The organism is Neobacillus niacini (genome assembly GCF_000759675.1).
GTDB lineage: Bacteria > Bacillota > Bacilli > Bacillales > Cytobacillaceae > Neobacillus > Neobacillus niacini_A.
The window spans coordinates 448,213-474,789 of sequence record NZ_BAWM01000152.1; the positions used below are offsets into that span (position 1 = coordinate 448,213).

Annotated in this window: 26 protein-coding genes; 5 read left to right on the plus strand and 21 right to left on the minus strand. The window is 38.4% G+C overall.

Features of this window, described 5'->3' with window-relative positions:
* Nucleotides 1-51: 51 nt before the first annotated feature.
* The 3 genes from TR08_RS28650 to deoD form a co-directional block, all read right to left on the minus strand.
* Nucleotides 52-1,548, minus strand: coding sequence for a S41 family peptidase (locus TR08_RS28650; RefSeq protein WP_045524072.1), 1,497 nt, complete (start codon nt 1,546-1,548; stop codon nt 52-54).
* 132 nt (nt 1,549-1,680) lie between these two features.
* Nucleotides 1,681-2,484, minus strand: coding sequence for a D-Ala-D-Ala carboxypeptidase VanY (locus TR08_RS28655; protein WP_045524074.1), 804 nt, complete (start codon nt 2,482-2,484; stop codon nt 1,681-1,683).
* 103 nt (nt 2,485-2,587) lie between these two features.
* Entirely contained in the window at nt 2,588-3,292 is a 705-nt protein-coding gene (gene deoD, locus TR08_RS28660) for a purine-nucleoside phosphorylase (RefSeq protein ID WP_045524076.1), read from the minus strand.
* Between the two features lie 158 nt (nt 3,293-3,450).
* Here deoD and TR08_RS32920 point away from each other — a divergent pair, with 158 nt between their 5' ends.
* Nucleotides 3,451-3,588, plus strand: coding sequence for a hypothetical protein (locus tag TR08_RS32920; protein ID WP_193747874.1), 138 nt, complete (start codon nt 3,451-3,453; stop codon nt 3,586-3,588).
* A gap of 44 nt (nt 3,589-3,632) precedes the next feature.
* On the opposite strand, the gene TR08_RS28665 is transcribed toward TR08_RS32920, so the two are convergent.
* The 5 genes from TR08_RS28665 to TR08_RS31625 all read right to left on the minus strand — a co-directional run bounded on the left by TR08_RS28665 (nt 3,633) and on the right by TR08_RS31625 (nt 6,151).
* Nucleotides 3,633-3,941 carry a YodL domain-containing protein gene (locus TR08_RS28665; RefSeq protein ID WP_045524078.1) on the minus strand — a complete coding sequence of 103 codons (309 nt, stop codon included), beginning with the start codon at nt 3,939-3,941 and terminating at the stop codon, nt 3,633-3,635.
* 99 nt (nt 3,942-4,040) lie between these two features.
* On the minus strand, nt 4,041-4,811 hold the full coding sequence (locus TR08_RS28670) for a sporulation protein (protein WP_045524080.1): 771 nt from the start codon (nt 4,809-4,811) through the stop codon (nt 4,041-4,043).
* A 20-nt stretch (nt 4,812-4,831) separates the two neighbouring features.
* Complete coding sequence (locus TR08_RS28675; protein ID WP_045524081.1) at nt 4,832-5,623, minus strand: serine/threonine protein kinase; 792 nt, start codon at nt 5,621-5,623, stop codon at nt 4,832-4,834.
* An 8-nt stretch (nt 5,624-5,631) separates the two neighbouring features.
* Entirely contained in the window at nt 5,632-5,808 is a 177-nt protein-coding gene (locus tag TR08_RS32925) for a hypothetical protein (protein WP_193747875.1), read from the minus strand.
* 169 nt (nt 5,809-5,977) lie between these two features.
* A complete protein-coding gene (locus TR08_RS31625) occupies nt 5,978-6,151 on the minus strand; it encodes a YozD family protein (protein WP_081954691.1) in 174 nt (57 codons plus the stop codon).
* A 180-nt stretch (nt 6,152-6,331) separates the two neighbouring features.
* On the opposite strand from TR08_RS31625, the gene TR08_RS32930 reads away from it, so the two are divergent.
* The gene (locus tag TR08_RS32930; protein ID WP_193747876.1) at nt 6,332-6,499 is read left to right on the plus strand and encodes a hypothetical protein; all 168 of its coding nucleotides are present in this window, start codon (nt 6,332-6,334) and stop codon (nt 6,497-6,499) included.
* 3 nt (nt 6,500-6,502) lie between these two features.
* Here the strand turns inward: TR08_RS32930 and TR08_RS28680 are convergent, their stop codons facing one another.
* Nucleotides 6,503-7,213 carry a hypothetical protein gene (locus tag TR08_RS28680; protein WP_152597548.1) on the minus strand — a complete coding sequence of 237 codons (711 nt, stop codon included), beginning with the start codon at nt 7,211-7,213 and terminating at the stop codon, nt 6,503-6,505.
* Between the two features lie 129 nt (nt 7,214-7,342).
* The gene (locus TR08_RS28685) at nt 7,343-7,561 is read right to left on the minus strand and encodes a YozE family protein (RefSeq protein WP_238579273.1); all 219 of its coding nucleotides are present in this window, start codon (nt 7,559-7,561) and stop codon (nt 7,343-7,345) included.
* Between the two features lie 173 nt (nt 7,562-7,734).
* Between TR08_RS28685 and TR08_RS28690 the strand changes: the two genes are divergently transcribed.
* Nucleotides 7,735-8,838, plus strand: coding sequence for an AI-2E family transporter (locus tag TR08_RS28690; protein ID WP_045524087.1), 1,104 nt, complete (start codon nt 7,735-7,737; stop codon nt 8,836-8,838).
* Nucleotides 8,839-8,871: 33 nt separating this feature from the next.
* Here the strand turns inward: TR08_RS28690 and TR08_RS28695 are convergent, their stop codons facing one another.
* The 10 genes from TR08_RS28695 to TR08_RS28740 all read right to left on the minus strand — a co-directional run bounded on the left by TR08_RS28695 (nt 8,872) and on the right by TR08_RS28740 (nt 22,768).
* The gene (locus tag TR08_RS28695; protein WP_045524089.1) at nt 8,872-9,150 is read right to left on the minus strand and encodes a YokU family protein; all 279 of its coding nucleotides are present in this window, start codon (nt 9,148-9,150) and stop codon (nt 8,872-8,874) included.
* 10 nt (nt 9,151-9,160) lie between these two features.
* Nucleotides 9,161-10,594: a lysine 2,3-aminomutase gene (ablA, locus tag TR08_RS28700; protein WP_045524091.1), complete on the minus strand. Its 1,434-nt coding sequence runs from the start codon at nt 10,592-10,594 to the stop codon at nt 9,161-9,163.
* Nucleotides 10,595-10,726: 132 nt separating this feature from the next.
* Nucleotides 10,727-12,112, minus strand: a complete 1,386-nt coding sequence (locus tag TR08_RS28705; RefSeq protein WP_045524093.1) for a sigma-54 interaction domain-containing protein — start codon at nt 12,110-12,112, stop codon at nt 10,727-10,729.
* A gap of 54 nt (nt 12,113-12,166) precedes the next feature.
* Nucleotides 12,167-13,018 carry a putative beta-lysine N-acetyltransferase gene (gene ablB / locus TR08_RS28710; RefSeq protein ID WP_045524313.1) on the minus strand — a complete coding sequence of 284 codons (852 nt, stop codon included), beginning with the start codon at nt 13,016-13,018 and terminating at the stop codon, nt 12,167-12,169.
* A 68-nt stretch (nt 13,019-13,086) separates the two neighbouring features.
* On the minus strand, nt 13,087-14,508 hold the full coding sequence (locus TR08_RS28715; RefSeq protein ID WP_045524095.1) for an aldehyde dehydrogenase family protein: 1,422 nt from the start codon (nt 14,506-14,508) through the stop codon (nt 13,087-13,089).
* 53 nt (nt 14,509-14,561) lie between these two features.
* Nucleotides 14,562-15,851, minus strand: a complete 1,290-nt coding sequence (locus TR08_RS28720) for a peptidase (RefSeq protein ID WP_045524097.1) — start codon at nt 15,849-15,851, stop codon at nt 14,562-14,564.
* 34 nt (nt 15,852-15,885) lie between these two features.
* Nucleotides 15,886-16,551, minus strand: coding sequence for a 3-oxoacid CoA-transferase subunit B (locus TR08_RS28725; RefSeq protein WP_045524099.1), 666 nt, complete (start codon nt 16,549-16,551; stop codon nt 15,886-15,888).
* Entirely contained in the window at nt 16,536-17,228 is a 693-nt protein-coding gene (locus TR08_RS32280) for a CoA transferase subunit A (protein ID WP_045524101.1), read from the minus strand. The genes TR08_RS28725 and TR08_RS32280 overlap by 16 nt, the downstream gene beginning before the upstream one ends.
* Complete coding sequence (locus TR08_RS32285; protein WP_045524103.1) at nt 17,229-18,575, minus strand: aspartate aminotransferase family protein; 1,347 nt, start codon at nt 18,573-18,575, stop codon at nt 17,229-17,231.
* A 230-nt stretch (nt 18,576-18,805) separates the two neighbouring features.
* Complete coding sequence (locus TR08_RS28740) at nt 18,806-22,768, minus strand: C39 family peptidase (RefSeq protein ID WP_045524105.1); 3,963 nt, start codon at nt 22,766-22,768, stop codon at nt 18,806-18,808.
* 139 nt (nt 22,769-22,907) lie between these two features.
* Between TR08_RS28740 and TR08_RS28745 the strand changes: the two genes are divergently transcribed.
* Nucleotides 22,908-24,272 carry a TrkH family potassium uptake protein gene (locus TR08_RS28745; RefSeq protein ID WP_045524107.1) on the plus strand — a complete coding sequence of 455 codons (1,365 nt, stop codon included), beginning with the start codon at nt 22,908-22,910 and terminating at the stop codon, nt 24,270-24,272.
* Between the two features lie 29 nt (nt 24,273-24,301).
* On the opposite strand, the gene TR08_RS28750 is transcribed toward TR08_RS28745, so the two are convergent.
* Nucleotides 24,302-25,276 (minus strand): S66 family peptidase, encoded by a 975-nt coding sequence (locus tag TR08_RS28750; RefSeq protein WP_045524109.1) that lies wholly within the window; start codon nt 25,274-25,276, stop codon nt 24,302-24,304.
* A 302-nt stretch (nt 25,277-25,578) separates the two neighbouring features.
* Between TR08_RS28750 and TR08_RS28755 the strand changes: the two genes are divergently transcribed.
* Nucleotides 25,579-26,550 (plus strand): nuclease-related domain-containing protein, encoded by a 972-nt coding sequence (locus tag TR08_RS28755; protein ID WP_045524111.1) that lies wholly within the window; start codon nt 25,579-25,581, stop codon nt 26,548-26,550.
* Nucleotides 26,551-26,577: the final 27 nt, after the last annotated feature.

Below are 26,577 nucleotides of genomic sequence, written 5' to 3' on the forward strand. Positions count from 1 at the left end.
GAAATCATGTAAAAAGCCTGAACCGTTATTAAAACGGTTCAGGCCTCTCCATTACTTCATTTCCTCTTTTAGTACTTCGATTGCTTTTTGAAGTTGAGTATCATTCGTTTCAATCATTTCTCTGAGTTTTTCCATCAATTTAAAAGTAGATTCCCCTTTTAATACGCCATCAGCAGGGAGATTATTGGCTGTTTGAAAGCTAATAACAGCTGCTTGAGTTTTCTCATCAAAGAATCCATCTTCACGCCCTGGGTCATAGCCAATTGCTTTTAACATTTTCTGTGCAGATTCGACCTCAGTTGAAGAGCTAGATAGTTTCAACTCTTTATCAGGGTTTATGATTGGTAATGATGCATATTCCGGAAGAGGTACTTCAAAATCGGGCTTAATCCCCTTTTTATGGATCCAATTACCATTTGGAGTCAGCCATTTAGCTGTAGTAAATTTAATATTTGAGTTGTCAGGGAAATCCTTAGCCGTTTGTACGGTTCCTTTACCAAAGGTGGTTTCTCCTACAAGTTTTACTCCAGCAGATTCACTTACTGCTCCAGCAAGAATTTCTGAAGCGCTGGCACTGCCTTTATCAATTAATACAACTAATGGGAAGTCGGGATCTCCATCATTTTGCGAAGGATACTCTTCCGTCTTTCCATTACGGTCTTCTACTTTTAATATTAGTTTCCCTTTTGGAACAAACATACTTGAAATACTAATAGCTTCATCTAATAATCCACCCGGGTTTTGGCGTAGATCCAAGACTAACCCTTTCATTCCTTCTTTCTGAAGTTCATTTAACTTTGCTGCAAGATCCTTTGAAGTGTTTGTAGAGAAACTTGTTATTTGAACCTTTGCAATACCTTCGCCCACCATTTCACCATAAACGGTTTCAATTGGAATATCATCACGAATAATTGCAACCTTTACCGGCGCGTCTGTTCCTGGTCGATGGATAGTCAACTCAACCTTTGTTCCTTTTTTTCCACGTATGATGGTTACTGCTTCTGTCGAAGTCATGCCCTGCAAGCTTTTTCCATCTACAGCTGTGATCATATCATTCGGTTTTAATCCAGCTTTTTCAGCAGGTGATCCTTTTATAGGTGAAACAATCATAATATGTCCGTCTTTCTCTTGGATTTCAGCACCAATTCCTTGGAAAGAAGAATTAATAGAGCTATGAAATTTTTCCGCTTCCTCTACACTCATATAGTCTGTATAAGGATCGTCTAAGGCCTTAACCATGCCATCAATAGCCCCATTGATTAGTTTTTTCTGATCGAGCTCCTCAAAATATCCACTCTTGAGTGTATCATAGGCAGTGTAAAGTTTATCAAATTCAGACCTTTCAGTCCCCACTGTAATAACTTTTTCATCTCCGAATGATAGCGCAAATGTTGTTATTCCGGTTGATAGTAATACGAGGAAAAACAAAATCAATATAAAGTGAAATTTCTTAATGTTTACATAACCAGATTTTTTATCTGTTACTTGTTCTTGTTCATGATTTTCTTGTTCAACATTTTGTTCATCCAAAGCCTTCACCACTTTCATTGTCCAAAAAATAATATGTAAAACTAGCCCTTAAAGATTAGAATAACATCTTTTATTAAAAATTAACAAAGAAAAGTTATCCCTATAAAAAAAGCCGGAACATCCTGCCGAAGGCGTGCCGTGCTTTATTCTTTACATTTTCTTTACTTCATTAAAATACTCCTCTAATGTCCAATTATGTTCGTACATAATCGTTGCAGCCTTAACTCCAACATAGCGAAAATGCCAAGGCTCATACATATAATTGGTAATGTCGATTTTCTCTTTCGGATATCTTAGTATAAACCCAAAGCGATGAGCATTATCTTTAAGCCATTTTCCTTCTGTTGTATTAGCAAAGGCTTCATTTAAGTAAAATTTATTGGACCTGCTTGAAATATCCATTGCTAGTCCTGATTGGTGTTCGCTCGCACCTGGAATAGCTACTGCCTGAGCAGCTTTCTCTATCCCAACTCTATCTATTTCAGCATCAAACAATGATTGCTGGCGGCTATAAGAGCGGTAGCCCGAAACGGCATAAAGTTCAATTCCATTTTCTGCAGCAGCAGCGAACATTTTCTCTAGAGCTTTAGCCGCTTCATTTCTCATTAAACTTTTTTCTATTTCTTCTTCACCAAATGAAAACTCAACATCTGGTCTGACAAGATCTTCAGGAATATAATCTTCTGGCAGGTAAAATTCTTTGTTAACCAATGCCATGACATTGGTAGAGTTTTGAATCACATTTTTGCCGTCCACTTCTTTAATATCATTGAAAAAGATTGATTCTAAACTGAGCTGATCATTTACTTGAGATTCATCTTGTTGCGACTGTTGATTCTTAATACTAGAGTCATTTGCAGTGAACGGAAGCTTATTAATTAATGAATTAATTTGACTGCAACCGCTAATTAGAATGATTATGGATCCAATCCATAATAAAGTTTTCCAACCCATATTCTCACCTATCTATCTTTCTTTATTCTTTATGCACTATATCTATTTTTACCAAAAAGGTCAATGAAGAACCTCTTTCTAGTAGTGAAAGAGGTCGTTTTTCCTATTCTTTCGTCGCAGCTTCTAATGCAACTACAATCATATCGTTAAATGTTAATTGTCTCTCTTCAGCGGTTGTTTCCTCACCAGTTAAAATATGATCACTTACAGTCAGAACTGACAATGCTCTGCGGTTAAATTTAGCTGCCAACGTATATAAGGCTGTTGTCTCCATTTCAATAGCAAGAATCTGATACTTAGCCCATTTTTCTAGTTCAGCATTATCATTATAGAAGGAGTCCGCTGTGAAAATGTTACCTACTTTTAGATTAAGACCTTTTTCCACTCCAGCGTCATAGGCCTTTTTTAGTAAATCAAAGTTAGCACAGGGAGCAAAATCAACGCCACCAAAGGTCAAACGATTCATGTTGGAGTCGGTTGAACTTGTCATCGCTAAAATAACATCGCGCACTTTAACATCCTTTTGAATCGCACCACACGTACCGACACGAATTAGATTTTGGACATTATAGCTATTCATTAATTCATTCACATAAATCGAGATAGAAGGAACTCCCATTCCAGTTCCTTGAACAGAAATTCTTTTCCCTTTATACGTACCAGTATAACCAAACATATTTCTTACTTCGTTATAGCATTTCGCATCTTCTAAGAAAGTTTCTGCAATATATTTAGCCCTTAGTGGGTCTCCAGGCAGTAATACCGTTTCTGCAATTTCATTTTCCTTCGCACCAATATGTACACTCATACTAAAAATCCTCCAATCATTTAAATGAAGTCATTTACTTCACACTTGTCAATATATCATATCCATTTTCGATTGAAAAACCTTTGATTGAAATCGTCATGTTTTTTTTTATTTGTGGGAAGCTATTTTTAGATTATCCAAAGGAGGTAATTTACATTATGGGAAAAAAGCATAGAGCACAAACGAATCGACCAAAGAAAAATAATCACATTCCACCTGAAGCCATTGAAGCAGAGCATAATGCCCATGCAAAAGAACATGACGGATCAGGCGGTCGAAAAAGTAATGGTAAATAAATGCTAAAGACAAAAAACCTAAGGATTTGCTCCTTAGGTTTTTTTTATCTTATATGGATTCGATTAATAGGCTGCCAACCGCCGGGCTTTAATTGATAATAATGCTGTCCGCCACGGCCCTCATCAATTAATATGATATCTCCGGTGGAAAGGAATCTCCCCTTATAATTCGATGGTATTCGATCGGTAACATTAAAGAGGCTAAACGTTTTCTCCAAACAATTTTCATGGTTACCTGCATGAATGAAGGTACGATAAATTTGTTTGTACCCTTTGTATTCTCTGTACTTTGGAGTTTGAAAGATTGTCACATCATATTGAATGCTAGCCCTTCTAGTTATCGCCTTGATCATCCTATCCCCTCCAATCATTAAAATAATTGTCATTACTTTAATAATTAGAGATGAACATAGTAGAATCCTTCATAGAAAATCGTCTTTTTTTGTCGACGATTAGGAAAATCTCTGAATAACGCTTTGGATTTGCTGTTGAAGGTTTGGAATATCTGCTGAGGTTACCGTTAATCTTACATTGGTTTCATCCAAACCAGCTGCTTCTGCAAATAATCCGCCTAATCCGCGTGCACGACGATCAACCTGTAAAAATAATTCAATTACACCATTTCCAGATGGGCGCAATACTACTTCTAACTCGTCTAATTTTCCACGAAACGGTCCAGATGTCGGTACATATTCAAACTCTTGCACAAATGGCAAGCGACCGCGAACTTTATATGATGCTTCTTCGCAATCAGCTTCACGTAAACGGAAACCAAGACTGTCAACTGCGTTAAAGACTGCATTCATTAATTGACCAGGGACAACTTGAATATAGTCTTTATCACCAGGATCCACTGCATTTTTAATATCTAAGCCAGTCGTAACCCAGATTTTCGACCTGCCGATAGACAGAGGTGTATCTAGTGGAAGCTGGAAGGAAAAAGGAATTTCTTTTCTTTCATTTTTCCCAATTGTAAATGGACTGGTAATTCGGAAACGATCGATTGTAGCTGTTACATTATACTTTTTATCATCTGATTCTTTTAAATAGGTAGTATTTAATGATAAAAATATATCATCTACCTGCTGGTCTACCTTTCCACCTCTGATTTCTACTACACCGTTAAGAGTTTCTCCTGGGGTATACGTATCCCTCTCAAGCTTTGTGTCAACCGTAGCTGAACCAATTCCTACACTAGCAAATACCTTGTCAAAAAAAGACATTCTTATTTCCTCCCTGTACCTCAAATAATTTTTTGGATATCTGACTTTACTTGTGCGCAGCTCTCATAACAGTCTTCTATTTGTAAAAGTCTGCTGATGATGTGCTTTGCATGATATGATATCTCCAATTCCTCTTCCCAGCTGCTTTCCTTTTTCTTTTTTGGAAAATAAAAATTGGAGTAAAGTAAAAACAACAAGAAATGACCGAGTCCATAAAAGTCTGCTTGGGGATTTACCTCTTTCCGTAAATTCCGTTTTGGCATTTTATGTCCACCAATACCTTGATTACATTTCCGCGCAAGCCCTAAATCAATAAGCACAATCTCTGAGCCAGTCGAGATCACATTTGGGATGCGAATATCCCTGTGAATTAGTTGATGTTCATGTAAATAGTTAATGAGCTCTAGTAATTCATTGGCGATTTTAAAAGCTTCAATTTCTGAATATTTTTGACCATCGTGAAAGATTAACTGCTCAAAATTCTTTCCCTCAATATATTCCATCGTATAAAATGGGATATTTTTATATGTGCCATCCTCGAAATACTCTGGAAACCCAGGATGCTTTATTGATTTAAGCAGGTTTTTTTCAAGCTCAAAGCTGCTTTTTCCAGATTTCGTGATTCTTTTATGGATTCGTAAGGCTTTTAATACTTTCTTTTGTTTTGATACTTGGTCAAATACTAAGTAACTATTTCCGTAGCTGCCAACGCCTATATGGTTTATTATCTGGTAGCGTCCTGTAATGATTTCATTTTGCTGAAATCGGTTTTCTATTATGTTAGCGGCAAATAAAGTCATTCTTTTTAACATAAAAGTGTTTAACTGCTGAAGAAGCTCGATAAGAAACTACCACTATTATGCTTCTTTTTATAATGGTGGTGTCCTAAGTGCTTTTGTTTGTGGTGGTTCATTTTTTTCCAGGCATTACTTGAATGTGAATATTTTTGATGATGAAGTTTACTTCCTAGAATTGATTTTATAATCTTTTTTAGCATCATCATTCCTCCTCATCTTGCTATACTTTATACGGGAAAGAAATAGTAAAGTTTCACCAATAAATGAAAATAGCAAAAAAAATTTCACAAACAAAAAGCGAGCAGGTTCATATGCTCGTCTTTCGTTACTTCTTATTAAAAAGATGAATAAAGTATCCTGATATTTTACCTATTCATCTTCTACTTCTTCGTCGATAATACTTTTCTCGATGAGATACTCGAAGGTGATATCAGCGATTTCTTCCAATTCTTCTTCCGTAGGAACGTATCCTCTTTTTACCAGCTCATGAAAGAAAAATTCAGCAATCTCCTCCGTATCAATAAATACTTCAATTTCTCTCATAGCATCGCCCCCTTTTTACAGAATGTATGATGAATTCTGCTCATTCATGCTATTTACTTCTAGAAGAATCGGTAAATATTCTGCAGCTTAAACATAGAGAGCAAAATAAAAGATTAAATATGTCTTTTTTTCTTTGGACAAGCATAGGATCAATAAAAAGAACTAATATGAGGTGATAGTATGTCAAATCTACAAGGAAAATTTGAAGTTATTATTGATGACTTGAATCAGGAGGATGGATTGATCATCTCTACCTTTGAGAAGATTTTAGACAGCCTATTTTTTCTAATAAAATGGGGTGGAATTCCTTTGGTCATTTACTTATTAGTGGCACTATCCAGGTGGTAGAAGCTAGACATGGCTTTTACCATCGTCATTTATGACACTTTTTAATTTTCTTAGAATGACACGCATAACTTGATAGTACTCTTGGTCGTGGAACAATGTATATAAAATTTTGTAATCATTATAAATATCTAATAAATTATCTATTAACAGTTTTTTTTCCTTTTTCTTTTCGATTTCTTCGAGTTCTGCTTTTCTCACAATGTTTTTCTGTGTTTTTGAAATTGCGACCTGTTGCTTCTCTTCGTTATTAACCATGTAAAGGAGTCCTAACTTTTGAATAAACGTGTCCGCACTCTCAGCGTCTGCGACGAGTGTCATTTCCTCTTCCCCCGCTTCGAGCCATTCCCCATCACTAATTCTTGAAAGTTCGTAAATAACATCTTCCCATGCATCTTCTTTGTACCGCCATATCTCGGTTCGAAACCCGACAATTTTAAACAAATCAGAGCCATAACCGGCGACCTGAACTAAATCTCCGAAAAAGAATTTATATTCGATATCTATTTGTTCTTGTTCCACCAAAGTTCCTTCATATTCGGATAAGAGCTGAAGTCCTGATTCAACAAAAAGACCATCACTTTTATTCACTTCGTACACATAATTACCGTCAAGCCACTTAACATCTGTAATTTTGCCAACTGTACCATACATCGTTATCACGACCGTATCACCGACCTTATACTTCGGTATATTCCTTCTATTCATATCCTCCATCCTCTCAATGATGAGTCGTGAATTTTGATTACAATAGTATATGCACCAATTGATGTATCGCGCACAATGGAGAAAAAGAAAAATCGCCTCTTTTTGCAGAGACGATTTAAAGGGACTTACATAAAACAATTAACTTTCCGAAAGCACATAAAGCTCCCAGGCTTCATCAAAAATAGTCATTGACTCTAAGTAATGACCGTTCATTTCAAGATAGGAACTGAGCTCATGGTAGTCTTCTGATGTTTTTGGAAAGCTATGATCCAAAAAAGCCTCATTCGCAAACATACTGATAGCATCCCTTGGTTCAGGGTGCCGGTATTTCATTAAAAAATGATAAAAGGATTTAATCATAAATAGCGCCTTTCTTTCCATCGTTCAGACAAGAATTGATTTAACTTAATGATACTATAACGGATGCCTGAATCTCCGTCCAGCACTTATTAGAACAAAGAAATATTGGTATTCATTCCATATTATTGATATAATTTTACCAAAAATATAAAGAAACTGAGGTAGGATCATTGGCAAAGAGAAAATTTCAATACTGGTTATTACAGGTCTTGTTAATTTTAACGATTATATGGGTTTCAACCAAGATTTCCTTCTTATTCGCGCCTATCGGAGTCTTTTTTTCAACCATCTTTTTCCCTATTCTGATTACAGGCTTCCTTTATTTTTTACTTAACCCAGTTGTTAATTTTCTGCAGCGTCATAAGGTACCTAGACTATTAGCCATCATTATTATTTATGTTGTGTTTATTCTCCTTTGTGTGCTTGCGATTGGAAATTTAATTCCTGCCATTACAAATCAATTTACCGCTCTTGCTAACGAACTTCCAGTATATGCAGACAAAACCATGCAGTTTTTTAACAAGGTCGTGCAATCATCTGAATTTAAATGGGTAATGGTCGAGCAAAAAGATATTCTTGAGAATGTACAGGAAAGGCTTATAGAATTTGCAAATACCCTGCCAAACACGATTACCGGCAGCATAACTAATATTCTTGGTGTGATAACGAATATTGCTATCATTCTCGTAACGGTTCCTTTTTTATTATTCTACATGTTTAAAGATGGTCACAGGTTTCCTTCTGCGATCTCAAAGTTCCTCCCTGCCCCATATAGAGAGGAAGGATTATCCATTCTAAAAGAGACAGGTGAAACTCTATCGACCTACATTCAGGGACAAGTTACCGTGGCCTTGGCAGTCGGAACATTAGCGTTTATCGGTTACCTTATCATCGATTTACCATTTGCACTTGTCATGGCGTTAATAGTAGCATTTACCAACATTATTCCTTATATCGGTCCCATTCTCGGAGGCGCACCAGCAGTAATCGTTGCTTTATTTGATTCTCCTTCTAAGGCATTATTGGTTATTGTTGTTATTCTCATTGCTCAACAGATTGAAGGAAATGTATTGTCACCGCTTATTCTTGGAAAAAGCCTAGACACCCATCCCGCAACGATTATCATTATCTTACTGGCTGCTGGAAATCTGGCTGGAGTTCTTGGGATGATACTGGCAATCCCATTTTACGCAGTCATGAAAACCATTGTATTAAACTTAGTTAAATTTCTCCGAGCCAGGAATAACGCAGCCAAACCGATACAAACTGAATAATAAATAACCCCTATCGGCAGATAGGGGTTTTGATTAGGAAAAGTCAAAATAATTCCTCTTCAACAGTCTCGGTAGAGCCATTAACTCTTTATAGCTGATGCTTTTTCCAATTTTCTTTGTATCAATTAGAAATAATTGGTCTTCAATTTCTTTTGTTACCTCATCTGTTTGATAGATCATCTTACAATCTTCGCATTCCACTGCAGGGGTTTCTGTAATCTGAATGGCTCTTGTGCCGTCTGGAAGCTCCCAAAAGACGGTATTTTCTCCCTTTTGGGCCTCTTTTCCACACCACTCACATAATAATCCCATATTCATCCCTCTATTCATTTGATGCTGAGTTCCCATCCGAATCTTTTTTTTCAGAAGATGTAGGTTTATTCTGTAGTGCTTGAAATTTCTTTTCCTTCAGCTCATCCCGCTTACTTCTTTTATCCTTCAGTGAGGAATGGTTAGGGTCTTGATTGTATCCTTTCCGGCGATTTAATCTAGTTAAGCCCTCTGGAACAAGATTGAAATGCTGGTCATTCATGATTCCTGCAATCCCAATATTGGACCGTTTTTCCTCCATATCTGGGTATACCTCTTTAAAATAACCCTCAGCAGTTCCAGGCTTATAATTTTCTGGTTCTGGATAAGATGTAATGACTCCTTCAAAGTTCCTGAGCACAACCTTTTCTGCACTTTGTGAAATTAAATAATTCGGCTGAAGTGAAATTTTCCCTCCACCTCCAGGACCATCAAGCACAAATGTTGGCACTGCATATCCACTCGTATGTCCACGTAATCCTTCGATAATTTCAAGCCCTTTGGAAACAGGTGCCCGGAAATGTCCAATTCCTTCGGAAAGATCACATTGATAAATATAATATGGTCGAACACGGATTTTGACGAGGTCATGCATCAGCTTTTTCATAATCGGAACACTGTCGTTGATTCCGGCAAGGATGACCGATTGGTTCCCGACTGGAACACCTGAATTTGCAAGCATTTCACAAGCATTCTTAGATTCCTCGGTTATTTCAATGGATGTATTAAAATGAGTATTCAACCAAATTGGATGGTATTTTTTAAAGATATTACAGAGGTTTTCAGTAATCCTTTGCGGGAATACCACTGGTGCCCTTGTTCCAATTCGAATAATTTCCACATGATCTATTTCACGGAGGTTTTTCAAAATATATTCAAGGATATTATCATTAATGAGCAGACCATCACCACCAGATAATAATACATCCCGAACTTGTGGGGTTTGACGGATATAGTTAATAGCAGCATCTAGCTGTTTCTTTGGAACTCCCATGCCAATTTGTCCTGAGAAACGTCTTCTTGTGCAATAACGGCAATACATCGAACATTGATTGGTGACGAGAAACAGAACGCGGTCTGGATAACGGTGCGTTAAGCCTGGAACTGGTGAATCTTCATCCTCATATAAAGGGTCTTCAAGGTCATATTTCGTTTTATGGATTTCTTTAGAAATCGGAACAGACTGCATCCGAATCGGGCAGCGTGGGTCATCAGGGTTCATAAGCGAAGCATAATAAGGTGTTATATTTAGTGGAATCGTTTTGGTTGAGATTCTAACTCCCTCTTCTTCATCTGGAGTTAAATTTATGACCTTTTTTAAATCCTCCAATGTGCGAATGGTATTTGTTAGCTGCCACAACCAATCATTCCATTGCTCTTCTGTAACTGCTTTCCATAGCTCTATGTCTTTCCAATGCCTATTTGGCTTGTATAATGTCTGTTTCATGTTAATTTCCTCCTTACCCTGCTTTACTAAAATATTATGCAAGAATTATGCCAATGCACTTAGTCCGGGTAAGGTTTCTGAATATTAGTTTTTAAATGATGATTACAAAAAAAAACGCCGATTTTTCGGCGGTTATTCTCTTAACTTTTTGATTTTATATTGCAAGGTTTGTCTCGGAATCTCCAACAGCTTGGCCGCTTGATTGATATTTCCAGCTGACAGATCAAGTGCCTTGTCGATCAGATGTTTTTCCAGCTCTTCGACATTTTGTCTTAAGGAAAGATTCTTCTCAACTTTTTCATTCATAACTGCCTGCTGTTTCATCATAATTGGCAGGTCTTTCATTTGAAGGACTTCCTCATCACAAACGTTCATCATGTACTCAATCGTATGCTTCAGCTCCCTAACGTTTCCAGACCAAGGATGATTCATAAAGAAACTTTCCAATTCTCGCTCAATACCTTTAATTGCTTTATTTAATTTCTTATTAAAAAACAGAATAAAATAATTCGTCAATAACTGGATATCCTCTTTCCGTTCCCTAAGTGGCAGCAGCGAAAAAGTAAACACATTTAAGCGGTAGTAAAGGTCAGAGCGAAGCTTTTGGTTTTGAAGCGCGGTATTTGGATTAACATTCATCGCTGCAATTACACGTACATCAACTGATATGTTTTGTGAACTTCCGATTCTTCGTACCATCCCATCCTCTAAAACCCGCAAGAGCTTTGCCTGAAGCTCAATCGGCATCGTATGAAGCTCATCAAGAAACAGTGTTCCTCCATCTGCCAGCTCAAATAGCCCTTTTCTCTCGACCGCGCCTGTATAACTGCCTTTGGCTGTACCAAAAAGAATACTTTCCAGCAGCGTTTCTGGGATGGCCGCACAGTTTTGAGCAATAAAAGGACCATCACCACGATAGGAGGCATGATGGATCCCTTGGACAAACAGCTCCTTTCCAGTCCCGCTCTCGCCATACACAAGAATTGGAGAATCAGATTTTGCCAATCTTCCTGCTTCATCCTTCATGCTCATGAACGCTGGATTTACACTTTTTAAATCATGTAATGTATAGTTAACGTTCTTTAACGTTTTTTTCTTATTGGTTTTATTCACATTCTTTTGTAAATCTAATAGGCTTTCCGCTAATTGCTTCATTCGCGAATAATCTTTGGCAATTTCAACTGCGCCAATTATCTCTTTATCTAAAAAAATAGGAAGCGTCGTATTAATCGTATCAATTTGTTTTCCATGCATATTGACATAAACCTGTGTCTGATTATAGATAGGTTTACCGGTTTTGATCACCCGGAGCAGGGTGCTTGAATTCTCAGTTAAGGAGGGAAAGGCGTTTAACACATGTTTACCCTGTACTTCCTTCACATCCATGCCATCATGTCTTGCTGCAACTTCATTATAAAAAATCGTTTTCCCTTCAGTATTGACCACATGGATTCCTTCATCGATGGTTTTAAGAATGGCTGAAAGAACCTCCTGCGTAAGTGCATTTAATTGAACCATATGCTTCACCTCCCCATAAAAAGTGCCGAAAATTCGTCACCTAAAGCCGAAATATTAGCAGTTTGCCAGATTCTTTACCCACATATTCATATTTTCAAGCTTGTCATAGATATAGCAGTTATTCATTAGTCGACCCCGATACTTATAACCAAGCTGAAATAAAACAGCATTCATTCCAAAGGATAAGCTCCTTGCTATCGAATAGGCACAGAATATTCCCTGCCTTTTAAGTTCACCCTCTAACTCGCTGAGGATGATTTTCATTAACCCATATTTTCGATGTTCCTTTAAGGTCGCACAATCAGTTAATTCTGCATTTTTGTAAAAAGAATTTACTTCTGCAGAAGCAGCACTGACAATTTTCCCCTGTTGAAAGAAAACGTAATAAATGGTTCCTTCCTTCATGGTCTTTCTCACATATTCAGGGTCATGTAATGGTGTAGGGTAAATTTGAAACACTTTACTGTACAACTCTGAAAGCTCCTCTGAACATGATTCATTTGCTTTTTTTAATTCAAACTCTTTTGGCGGAAAGGGCTTATCGGCTGTGTCTAATTGATAAATGCTGTGAATCATTCCGTCCTCTGTAATCCAATGGTCACTTTTCTTTCGTTCTACTGTATAAAATTTCGAAAAAAAATGGGCATCAGAACCGAGAAAATAGCGATCCACAACAGCTTCCGGTTGTAAGCCTTTTTCATATAGATGTATAAAATCCTCTGAACGCGCTTTCATAATTAATTTTTCCACTTGGTGCTTGCGTGCTAACTCCTCCCCTCTCTCCAACAGTAAATTTGTATTGCCGCGATAATCATCAATTCGGATTCTGTTATTAAAAGGATCAAGATAAACTTCTAGAAAATAATTACTTTCTTCGATAAGGATAGTGGAGGCACTTTTAGTCATCATATAACTCCTCTCCTATAAGCAGGTGAAAAAAATGTCTGACTGGAAAATCAGCCAGACATTTTTTTCTACAATGTTTTAAAGCTGATTAGCTTTAGTTCTGTCATTTCTTCAACCGCATATTTAATACCTTCTCGACCCATTCCGCTCATTTTTACTCCTCCATATGGCATTTGGTCTACACGGAAGGTAGGGATTTCATTGATCATAACACCGCCAACCTCAAGTTTTTTGGCTGCTTGAAGTGCTTTATGGATATCATTCGTAAAGATACCTGCTTGAAGACCATATTTAGAATCATTCACCAGCTTGATGGCTTCATCAAATTCAGTGAAAGTATTGATATGAACAACAGGTGCGAATACCTCTTCACAGCTCACCTTTTCAGTAGACGGAACATTCACAAGAACAGTTGGCTGGAAAATCCCATCTTCAGAGATGCCGCCTAACCTTAATTCAGCGCCATTGTTGACAGCTTCGTCAACCCAAGTCTGTGTTCGCTGTACATCACCACGAGTAATCATCGCTGATATATCAGTATCTTCCTCAAGGGGATTACCTGCTTTTAACTTTTGCGTTTCACTGACGAATTGTTCCACAAAAGCTTCAAAAATGTTTTCATGAACAAAAACCCTTTGAATGGAAATACAAACCTGCCCCTGAAAGGAAAAGGCTCCGTTTACAATCCTAGGAATTACCTCACCTAGCCGAACACTGTCGTCGACAATTAATGCCGAATTAGACCCTAATTCTAGTGTTACTCGCTTTAATCCAGAGTTTTCGCGGATATAACGCCCCACCTCTGGACTACCTGTAAAGGTAATCATTTTAATACGGTCGTCTTTCATTAATACATCGCCGATTTTGCTGCCACTTCCGGTGATGACATTTAATGCGCCTGCCGGTAAGCCTGCACGGTGAAAGTAATCAGCTATCTTATAAGCAGATAACGGAGTTTGACTTGCTGGTTTAAGCACAACACTATTTCCTGCCGCGATGGCTGGACCTACTTTATGTGCAACAAGATTCATAGGGAAATTGAAAGGGGTAATCGCAGCAATGACACCTAATGGTTCTCGAACCGTAAAGGCGAGTCTGTCCTGACCTCCAGGGGCAGCATCCATAGGAACTGTTTCACCATGAATTCTTCTCGCTTCATGAGCAGCGAAGGTGTAGGTCAAAATCGTCCGGTCGACTTCTGTTCTTGCTGCCTTTAGTGGCTTTGCAGCCTCCATGCCTATTAATCTCGCACATTCCTCACGATCATCCTTAAGAAATTGTGCTACTTTTTCAAGAATTTCTGCTCGTTCAAAGGCAGGCATTTCTGCCATTCTACCTTGAGCTTGTTGTGCCGCTTTTATTGCTGACAGCACATCTTCTTGATTAGCAATACCAATCTCCGCAAGATTCTCCAAGTTAAATGGATTTTTCAGCTCCATATAGGAAGAAGCACTTCGATATTCGCCGCCTATCCATAAATCCTTCTTCATCCCTGTCCCTCCAGATGTAAAAAACTCATTATTTACTATTGTACCAAATTTTACTAAGTCGAAGGGATTTCAAATAATTCACTGACTTCACACCACTTCAATAGAGTGAGAGCAATAATCTTGCTAGCTGCAAACATATCCTCCAAAAGAATGTGCTCATTGGCGTCATGTGCCGTAGCAGTTATTCCTGGACCAAAAACTACGACAGGTGTATTTCCCACATTTGATAGAATTCCACCATCCGTCCCCCATGGGCTTGCTTCAATGACCGGCTTCGCTCCGTTAATTTCTACAAAACTCTCAGAAAGTGTATTCATTAATGGATGATCGACTTCAAGATTACCAGGAAGCCATCTTCCCCCAAACCATTCAACCTCAAGTGGATTCTCTTGGAACCATTCATCTTGTTCATTGAGTTCATTCATAACGGCAGCCATTTCTCCTTGAGCAGCTGAAATTGTCTCTTCAGGGGATACACCCATTCTTCCTTCAATCACAGCCAAATCCGGAACAGATGATGGCCATTCCCCACTATTTATTTTTCCAATATTAATCGGGATTGGAATGGGAATTTTGTTAAATAGAGGATCAGTGATTTTTATATTCCGATTTTTCTCTAATTGCTGTAGCTTTTGTATCACCATTACCGCTTTTTCAATGGCACTTATGCCTTCATATCTCGTTCCGCCGTGTGCTGCCCTGCCCTTCACGGTAATTCTAAACCACATCGAACCCTGTTGCTTCGGAAAAATTTTCATCCCCGTTGGTTCCGGGATAATCGCCCCGTCAGCATGGTAGCCTCTTAGAACTGCAGCAAGTGTACCGGCACCGCCGCTTTCTTCTTCAATCACACTTTGAAAAATAACATCCCCTTTAAGCTTAATTCCCGTTGCGATTATTGCCTCAATCGCCATGACTAAAGCAGCTGTTCCACCCTTCATATCTGTACTCCCGCGTCCGTACAGCCTTCCACACTCAATATGACCGCTAAATGGATCATGTGTCCAGTTCTTCTCATCACCGACTGGCACCACATCAATATGTCCATTTAGGATGATCGACTTTCCACCTCCCGTCCCTTTTAAAACAGCAACGACATTCGGATTTCCTTCAAAGCTCTGCCGGTCGCAGCAGAATGCCTCATGCTGCTTTAACTCATCTCGGTCAATTTCCCAAATATCAAGATTCAACCCCAGCTGCCGGCATTTTTCGATAATGACAGCCTGTGCACTGCTTTCGTTCCCTCTTATACTATTCTCTTGAACAAGTATTTGTAAAAACCGGGTTCCTCTAGCGCGATTGTCCTTCAGCCATTGTTTGATTGATTCCTCATGATTATTCAACACTTTCACTCCTTCTTTTGAAGAATGGGTGAGATTAATAGTTTATTTTTCGGACATCATCACTTATCGTAAACTCACATTCTGTCTTGTTGATTACCTCTTGCAAATTGTAAGGTGAGAACAACTCTGTTAACAGTAATCCTTCAGATGTCACCATGAATACTGCCAATTCTGTTATGATCATATCAACACAGGCGGCAGAGGTTAGCGGTAACGTGCAGGACGTGACAATTTTCGGATTACCTGCCTTATCACAATGATTCATTAACACAATCACTTTTCTCGCCTTCTGGGCAAGTTCCATCGCACCACCCATTCCAGGAACTTTTTTTCCTGGAACAATCCAGTTGGCCAAATCGCCATGCCCACTAACTTGGAGGGAACCTAAAATCGTGATATCGACCCGGCCTCGGCGAATCATCCCAAAGGCAATCGCGCTATCACAGTAAGAACCTCCTTGGTTCAAGGTAACCGGAAAACCCCCTGCATTACATAAATTCTCATCTTCCTTCCCTTTCTCTGGGCTTGGTCCCATTCCTGTAATCCCATTTTCAGCATGGAACATCACCATCATGCTATTCGGTAAATGATTAGGAACTAAGGATGGAATACCTATACCAAGGTTTACAACCATTCCATTGCCGATTTCTTCTGCTGCTCTTCTTGCGATTGTATTGCGATAGTCTACTCCCAGGCCCATTTCCAATTCACTCCCTTCGAAGGGATAATATGATCCACGAACACTCCAGGAGTAATAATTTCATCAGGTTGAAGGCTCCCGAGGGGTACAATTTCCTCCACCTCAGCAATGGTGATATCTCCTGCCATGGCGACAAGTGGATTCGTATTCCTTGCACTTTTGTCATAAATTAAATTTCCATATGGGTCTGCTTTTTTGGCATAGACGATTGATACTTCTGCGGTTAAAGCTTTTTCAATTAAGTAGTCCTTCCCGTTGAGGAGAAAATGGGGCTTGTTTTTCGATACTAGTTCATTATCCATTCCGATATCTGTTAGAATCGCAGGAAGACCGACTCCTCCAGCACGAATCCTTTCAGCTAAAATCCCTTGCGGGGAAAACTCTACCTCAAGCTTTCCTTCATGCATGAGTTTTCCGGCAATTGGATTAGAACCAATATGCGATGCAATTACTTTTATGGCTCTTTCCTGACTAACTAGTTTTCCAATGCCGATATGTGGAAATCCAGTATCATTTCCAATTAACGTAATCTCTCGTATCCCTTTTTCGAGGATTCCATCAATCAGGGTTGGCGGGGATCCGACACCGCCAAATCCCCCGAACATTACCGTCATTCCGTTATAGAAGAGTTCCAAAACCTTTTCTAAGGTTGTAATTTTTCCAAATGGATTATCCATCTAAACACCACCCGACTTCATTTGCTTTGAAAATGCTTCAAACGTTTCTGCTAACAGGGTAACCAATTCTTCTATTTCACCTTTGGTAATCGTTAATGGCGGCGAGATGATAATCGAGTCTCCATTAACGCCATCAATACCGGCTCCTGCTGGATAAACGAGCAGTCCTTTTTCTTTTGCGAGAGCAATCATGGTTTGGGTAACCAGTGCGTTTCTAGGAAAGGGAGATTTATTGGCAGCATCCTCAACAAATTCAATTCCTAGCAATAAGCCTTTCCCACGAATATCACCGATAAAGGAATACTGATTTTTTAATTGAAGCAGGTGATTCATTAGGTAGTCTCCCTTGGATTCTACTTCACTGACAATCTTATTTTTTTCTAAATATTCTAGTACGGCTAGAGAAACGGCACAGGATTGTGGATTTGCACTTAAAGTATGTCCGCTCATAACCACTTTTGTCCCAGCTAAAATGGGTTCAATTACCTTTTCGCTTGCAAGTGCAGCTGCTATCGGAGCATATCCTGCACCCATCCCTTTTCCTAAAGCGACAATATCAGGAATAACTTCATATTGTTCCATCGCGAGCGTCGATCCTGTTCGCCCAAAACCAGTCATCACCTCATCCGCAATAAAAAGGATGTCGTGGTCATCACAGATTTTTTTGATTATCCTAAAATAATCCTTCGGAGCCGCAATTGCTCCGCCGGCAGCCCCAATCACTGGTTCTGCAATAAAGGCGGCAATATGATTTGCACCAATGCGTTTGATTGCAAGCTCAAGCTCCTGTGCACAAAGAAAGCCGCAAGATGGGGTCTCAAGACCATAGGGGCAGCGGTAGCAGTACGGGGGATTGATTACCGGAAAATCCTCAAGCAACGGAACAAATCGAGCTCTTCTACCAGTGTGCCCGGACAAAGAAAGTGCTCCTAAAGTGATTCCATGATAGCTGACCCACCTTGATAACACCTTCGTTTTTGTTTGTATGCCTTTTTCCTGCCAGTATTGAATCGCCATTTTCATTGCGGTTTCTACCGCTTCAGAACCACTATTAACAAAGAAGCACCAATTTAGGTCTCCTGGTGTTAGTGCCGCGATTTTCTCAGCCAGCTTTTCGGCAGCATCACTCGTAAATTGTGAGCGGTACACAAACGAAACTTTTTTCGCCTGTTCCTGCATCGCTTCGATAATTTCAGGTACTCCGTGACCAATATTTGCGGTGACAGCACCTGAGGCTCCATCAAGATATTTCTTTCCTTCACGATCAAACAAATAAACCCCTTTGCCATAATCAATCATCGGCAAGGATTCATCGAGTAATGGTTTTATTAGATACGAACGTTCCAACCTGGCACCACTTCCCCTTTTAGTTCATTGTATGAGTGAGGTTTTTAATACTTTCATCTTATTTAAACTAAAAGGCGGAAGCACCTTGTTCAGCCCCGACAAGCGCTGGAGGGCCTGTGGATGAAGTCATGCTTTTCGACTTCATCTGCAGGACCGAAGCGACCTCGAGGGGCTAGGTGCTGGAGCTGGATTATAAGTAGAAAAAAACAGACACGCATTGCGCATCTGTTTTAGTTACTTAGGACCATTGATTTTCCTAAATGACTATAGGTCAGTTCAAGCTCATCCAAGATGTCAGTGTCAAATGGATGATATTCCTTCCCTTTTTCAAGGACATCCTTTGCCCCTAAATATCTGCCCTGTTCATTAAACAGTCGGCCTAACCGTAAATGGACGTTATGTTCAAAAGGATTTTCCTCGATAATCTTCATCATCATTACTTCGGCTAAGCGCGTTTCACCTATTTCACAATGAATGAGTGCAACGAGATAGCGGAGATGAGTATCCTCTGGATCACCATTTAATTGTCGTTCAAACAGTGGAAGTGCTGATAGGTAATCTTCTTCATTCAAGTAATTCATTCCTAACTGATAGGCAAGTCGATCATCCCATTGTTCTTTTAACGCTTTTTGTAAAATTTTTATTGCATCCTCAACTAGTTCAAAATTCTCATATAATTGAGCAAAATGACTCACAGCAGAAAGATTTTTTTTATCTAATTTTATCGCCATTTCGTACAGCTCGATGATGGATCCAAAAAGGTTAATCTGTTTGGTACGGTTTTTTAATTTACGAACAAAACGACCAAACACATTTCCTTCCTCTTCATCCCCCCAGTTCATTTCCAAAATGAACTGTTTACCCGCTTCTGCAGCTAATAAAAACCTCGTACTCCTATCCTTATTTTCCCCATCTAGATTCGTAAGGAAAAGGGGGAGTTTTGACCATTTATTTCCGGCAGCCGTATAGTTGATTAGTGTTCTATATATCTCCTCATTCTCAGGCTCTTTATTTAAAAGCAATGTAAGGATAGAACGAACCCTCTCCCATTTTCTTGTTTTAATAAAAATTTTTGCTTGATGGTGAAGGAGTTCTGAAAAGTCTGGATCCACTTTAAGAGCAGCACTTACTTTTTCTTGTTCTAGGTCTAATTCACCTAGACCGCCATACGCATAGGCTTCACTATCGAGCCTCCAAATTTCATTTATCACTTTTGGCATTGATTGAATCCTAGCCAATAATTGTCTCTGTCTGTCTTCGTCTAAAATTGAAACCAAATACTCGATATTTACACTTACTGGAGCAACATCCAGCAGATTAAGGAGATATTCAGCTTCTTCCGCGTCATTTTCCGTGTATGATGCCATTTCTGCAAGCCGCAAATAAGCAGGTTCAATTTTAGGGTCAATAAGCAAACAATTTTTATAGTTTTCGGTCGAGAGCTCATACATTCCGATTTTAAAATAAACTTCACCCAATCGATAAAAGGGGAAGGAATCTCTCTTTACCTGAATAGCAGTGTTATAGCAATCTAATGCCCTTGAATATTGTTGTTTTTCCTCGTACAACGTTCCCTGATAGCATTTGAATTCAATCAGTCTAGAATTTTTTGTAAACTTCTGTTCGAGATATTTAATAGCACGATTAACAAATGGTGTCTCCTGGACTATTTTTACATAAAGCTCTAATGCTTCATTGTAATTGGAGTGGATATTGTTGATTCCATTCTCAATCAGCTCTATAGATTCTTCCAATAACTGGTTCTTATCTTCTTCCAATGCCCATTCAGCCATCATTCGTCCACCATTAATCAAGAACTCACTATCCTCGTTAAATCTGACTGCATGAGTTTTAAGAAATTCAACTGCCTTAGCCTTATTTTCCTGACTAGCTAGGATTTCTGCCAAACCAATATAGGCAAATGCATCATCTGGAAATAATTCGATGCATTCTTGATAGCAATTCATACACTTTTCGATTTCCTCTTGTTCATGATAGAAATCTCCAAGACGCACCAAAAGCTGAGCAGAATTAGCGAAATTTAAGCCTGATTGTAAAATTTCTTCTGCTTTGGCAGGCTCCTTCAGCTCTTGATCATATATGTCGGCAGCAGCAAGTACGGCAAAGGGGATATTTTCTTCTAAATTTATCGCTATTAAATATCCACGCAGCGCCTTTCTTATTTTCCCTAGCTTCTGGTCAAGACGCGCTCGTTCATACCACGCATGTCCATCCGTCGGTATATCTCGAATCAGTTGATCATAAATCCTCCGAGCTTCCTCGTGCTCTTGCTTTTCAATTAACACAGCTGCATGATTAATACGAACAAATCGTTCTTTCGGTGCCAGTTCCATACTAATAGAAGAGTAATACTCTGCGCTTATAACATCTTCAGAGTAAAGATATGCGAGTGCTAGATAGCTCCAAGTATAGTATTGATCCGGATCGAGCTGCAGGGAGTTCCGAAAATACTCAATTGCTTCTCTCATTTCGTCAAAGTAAAGTGCAATTCTTCCACTGAGAAAATGATAGAGGGGGCTGAATGTTTTCCGTGCTGTATGATTGAGCTGCTCTCTTGCCTGTTCCATTTTATGGAGTCGCATGTAAGCTTGAGCCACATGTAAATTCATAAAGTCATTGTTTGGGTAGGCCTCCAACAGCTTTTCAGCACATTTAACGATGAAATCACTATACTCTTCAAAGGAAAAATGCTTAACAACATATATCGGAGAGTACGGAACATCGATTGTAGCTTTTAAAAACTCAAAAAATATCTTTTTGTACTTTTCTTCGTCCTCTTCTATTTTTTCGCCTAAATCATGGAGCCTTCGGAAATACTCATCCTCTTCCATTGATAAGAAGGTTAGTTCTTGGACCCTGTCCTTCGGAACACATACAATGGACATATAACTTGTAGAAACATTTGCCTTTTCCAAATCACTAGCAGCCATATACATCGTGTCCAAGAGGTTAGGTTCTTGAATATGATATAAATCAAACCGACTGTCATACCCTGTCATCACTTGAACATGAGAAGAATGCTCAAAATCAACACTTAACAGAATCGGAATATTCTTTTTCAAAAGTGCTCGATAATGCTCTTTCTTGCCTATAAAATAACGACATTCATAACCGTTTTCCTCAAGGTAATCAACGGTAGTCGATAGTTTTGAACCGGTAAAATCAAAAATATGGCGGGCAATTTCATCTTGTGTGATGTCCATTCCAAAATAGGTCAGGATCATCTCTAAGCTTGCTGGGACGCAATAATTGCTTTTTTGAATAATGGGCTTGATATTAAGCTTAATCAATTCACCTTGTTCATTTTTAATGGTGAAAAGGGATTTCTTCCCCTTATCTTCATTGCTAAGGAGATCAAACTCTCCCAATTGGTAGTTAGCGTTTTTTGTTAACTGATGAAAATATTTTTGATAGGCATGCTCCGCTATTCTTTCATTCAATACCTCAATCACTACAAGCATATCTGTCATTTTACCGAGGTCACGATAGCGTCTTACTTTTTCTAAGAGGAAGGACGGTGTTTCAGGGTAGAGTTGTTCCCCTTTTTCGATCAGCTTAAATGCCTCATCAATTTGTCCATTGGATGCCTTTAAATCCGCAAGCAGCAAATAACAAATTCGTCCTTTTTCGGGATGCACTAAGCCTTGTTGAAAGTATTCCTCCGCCTTTTCCCTGTCCCCGATTTGCATGTACACATAACCAAGCTTGTCATAAAGAGGACGGGAAGATTTCTTCACCTTTTCAAGCAGCCTTTCCGCTTCATTAAATAGTTTCATTTCTAGTAAACAACGAATCTTGCAAAAATATAGCCGTTCCACTTTTTCACAATCCCGAATCTCTTCTTGATTATCGGTAATTGCAGCCGAAATAAGCTCATCTGCCTCTAACAGCCTTCCATTATCAAGAAGCTCCTCACAATACCAAGAAATCGTTAAAAAGCAAGGGAATCGGCGATAAGCATAACGAGCAATAAATGAGCTGTAATGATACATCAAAAAATGGTCTGTCAAACGAATCAACACTTGAAATTCTTCGGCAGACTTTATCTTTTTAAGCTCCTGTTTCAATTCAGTAAAGCGCAGCGATTGTAAGCGTTGTATCTCTTGATTAATGATATCTAAAGCTTGATAAAATTCATTCTGGTCATATAAGGATTTCAGTTTTGTAATCATATCTAGTCCTCCAGGCATCCTTTGTCCTAATAACTCTAGCATATATAAAAATGTCAGAAAATTCTAGTGGAAAACTATCTTTTACTTTTCAACCTAGTTAATATAGAATTACTCTTAGATTTACATAAGGATGGATTAAATGAATATATCGAAAAAGCCATTTTCCAAAAAGAAAGAGTTATCAACGATTCAACTAATCGTTATTTTTTACTTATCTGCTTTAATCATTTCAACATTACTTTTGTTAATACCATTGGCACATAGTGAAAATGCATCCATTAGTTTTATTGATGCCCTATTTACATCAGCTAGTGCTGTAAGTGTAACAGGTCTTAGTGTAATTTCCTTAAAAGATACCTTTAATAATTTTGGTATATTTCTCTTGTGTCTTATTCTCCAATTAGGCGGATTAGGGGTAATGTCACTTAGTACCTTCCTATGGATTATGATTGGGAAAAAAGTTGGGTTAAAGGAACGCCAACTGATCATGGTGGACCAAAATCAATCTAATTTATCTGGTTTAGTGCAACTGGCAAAACGGGTTTTTATTACCATCATTTCAGTTGAAATTATTGGCGGAATTATTTTAGGATTACGGTTCTTAAAATACTTTGACAGCCCCTTATCTGCTTTTAAACATGGATTTTTCGGTTCGATTAGTGCCACAACAAATGCAGGATTTGATATTACGGGAAGTTCATTAATACCTTTTAGTAATGACTACTTTGCACAAACGGTTATTATTTTTTTGATGATTATCGGAGCGATTGGATTCCCGGTTATTGTGGAAGTATATGAATACTTTTTAAGTTTGAAGAGTAAAAAAAGATACCATTTTACTCTATTTACAAAATTAACTACAGCTACTTTTGTTATACTAACAATTGTCGGAGGTCTGATGATTTATTTACTCGACAGTTATCATTTTTTTGCTGATAAATCTTGGCATGAAACGTTTTTTTATTCACTATTTAATTCCGCCACAACCAAAAGTGCAGGGTTAGCTACAATGGATATAAATGAATTTACTCCCAGCAATCAGCTCTTTATGTCTGTTTTAATGTTTATTGGCGGTTCACCCAGCAGCGCCAGTGGCGGGATACGGACCACCACGTTTGCAATTGTTTTACTAGCCATTTTCTTTTATGCACGAGGAAAAGGTTCAATTAAAGTATTTAGAAGAGAACTGCATACTGAGGATGTGCTAAAATCTTTTATCGTGATTTCCACTGCTGCCACACTCTGTTTAGTCTCGATCTTAATCTTATCTATTACGGAAAATGGAACCTTGATTCAAGTAATTTTTGAAGTAACGTCTGCATTTGGAACGAATGGATTGTCGATGGGCCTAACACCGATATTAACGACATTTGGGAAAATCCTCATCATCTTTTTGATGCTTATCGGAAGATTGGGGATTGTGACGTGTTTACTTATTTTAAGAGGCAAGGATAACAGCCAGGAGAAAATTCATTATCCTAAAGAAAAAGTTACAATCGGGTAAAGAACAGGGGGATTTGTGTCCCCCTTTTGCTATGCATTGATAGTGATGGTAGTGGTTGAGCCTGAAGCTGAAATCGCTGCGTTTGCACCCATTGGGATAGTGGCAATAGGCTGAACATGTCCGAAATTAACGTTTGCAATGACCGGAATGTGGGTTAGTTCTTTCTTCGATGCAATGACTAGCTTTATTGCAGCTTCTGTTACGTTTGAAGCTTTTTGGAATCTGCCAATAAGAATTCCTCTAATACTGGTTGCTTCAGGCAGGTGAAGCAATGATTGAAGCAGGCGGTCAAAGGAATGAATGTGTGCTTCATCATCCTCCTCGATAAAAAGAATACTATCCTTTAGTGAAGGCATATATTCCGTCCCCTGTAAAAGGTGCAACGTACTTAAATTCCCGCCCACCAGTTTTCCTTCTGCTTCCCCTTCATGGATGACCATATAGTGTTCCTGTTCAACAAAGGTTCGTTCTTCCTGATCCAGATACCACTTATCATCACTCCAGGTAGGTGAAGGATTCACCTCATATGGCGCATCATTCGTTACTGCTTCTAGGAAAGATTGAAGCGTGTAATCGATGCCATATTTAACACCAAACGTTGAAAAAAACGGTCCAGAATACGTGATTAAGCCGGTTTTTTGATAGATCGCCGCATTTAACGCAGTTATGTCACTATAGCCGCAAAACACTTTTGGATTCGCCTTAATCAAATCATAATCTATGTAGTTTAATAATTGATTGGCATGATAGCCGCCGAGTGCCGTAAGAATCCCTTTCACATTTGGATCTCTAAAGGCATCGTGCAGGTTTTCAATCCTTTGTTCAATCGAAGTCGTAAAAAATTCATCATGGTCATCGACATGTTTTCCGAACGTGACGGTAAAGCCTAGCTGATTTAATCGCTGTGTCGCAACTTCCACTTGCTTCCCCTTGATAACCGCCATACTCGTAGATGGCGCAATCACCCTAATTTCATCCCCAGGAGATAATCGATTTGGCAGCATAATATATGTAACCTCCTTTTTTAGATAGTTTACCAGAAGTAGGATAGCTTTTTGAAGGAATAGAGGTTTTTTGAAAAAGTTTTCTTGGAGATTCGGGGCATCGCAGATATACTTCATTTAACGCAGATATATTTGTTTTATCGCAGATATATTGAAATTAACGCAGATAAATTCTTTTTACAAAGTCGTTAATTAAAGATTAGACATAAAATAGACAATATTTGAGATATTTTTACAAATTTCTGCAGGGAATATAAATTTTATTAACGAAATAACATATAAAACAGAAAGGAATGATGAGTTTGATAGGAAAATTACGGTCCATTCCGTTAAAAATATTAATATTGAGAGCCTTATTACGGCGACTCCCCAAAAACCATCCAAAAAGACTTCAAATTAACGAAGAACGTTCAAGAAGAGAAGCAGGTTACCAAAGTGAAGAATACCTCGATTCCCTTATCGAACAACTCCTTGGAAGTAAGTTCATCATTTTCCACGATTTAAATTTCTCAGACGGCAAATCCACCTACCAAATCGATAATCTTCTCATTTCTCCAAAATTAGCTCTAATCATTGAAGTGAAGAACATGACTGGTGAATTAACATTTGATTCCATTAATGATCAGTTTTATCAAAGGGTTGGTGATAAAATAAAAGGTTATCCTGATCCGGTTACTCAGGTTCAAAGACATCAATCCTACATAAACAAGCTGTTAGCTGAAAATAATTTTCCTCCTGTCCTAGTTGATTATTTTATTGTAATCAATAATTCAAATGCTGTTCTTGTATTTAAAGGAACGAGCCCTGAAGTAAGAAAGCGCATTTGTAAATCCCACAGTTTCCACAAAAAAGTTCCTCTAATTGAAAATGCCCATATAGAAAACATCCTAACTAACAAAGATCTCCGAAAACTTAGCAAGCTACTTTTGAAAAAGAACATTCCACCAACAAACTATATTTTGGAAAAATATGAAATTAAGGTATATGATCTATTAACAGGAGTTCATTGTCCTTTCTGTTGGTACCTCCCTATTATTCGTAGTAAAAAGCAATGGTTCTGCCCCTCATGCAAGGAGTATTCATACGACGCTCATATTCTAGCATTAATGGATTATTTTTTACTCTTTAATATGAAAATAACAAACCAACAATTTCGGATATTTGCCCATATTTCCTCACCAGATACCTCTGGTAGAATTTTGCGTTCTACGAATCTAAAAAGTACTGGAACAAACAAAGGTCGTTTTTATTATCCTGAGATAATCCCATGGTGAAACCAGTTACGCAGATATATTTGAATT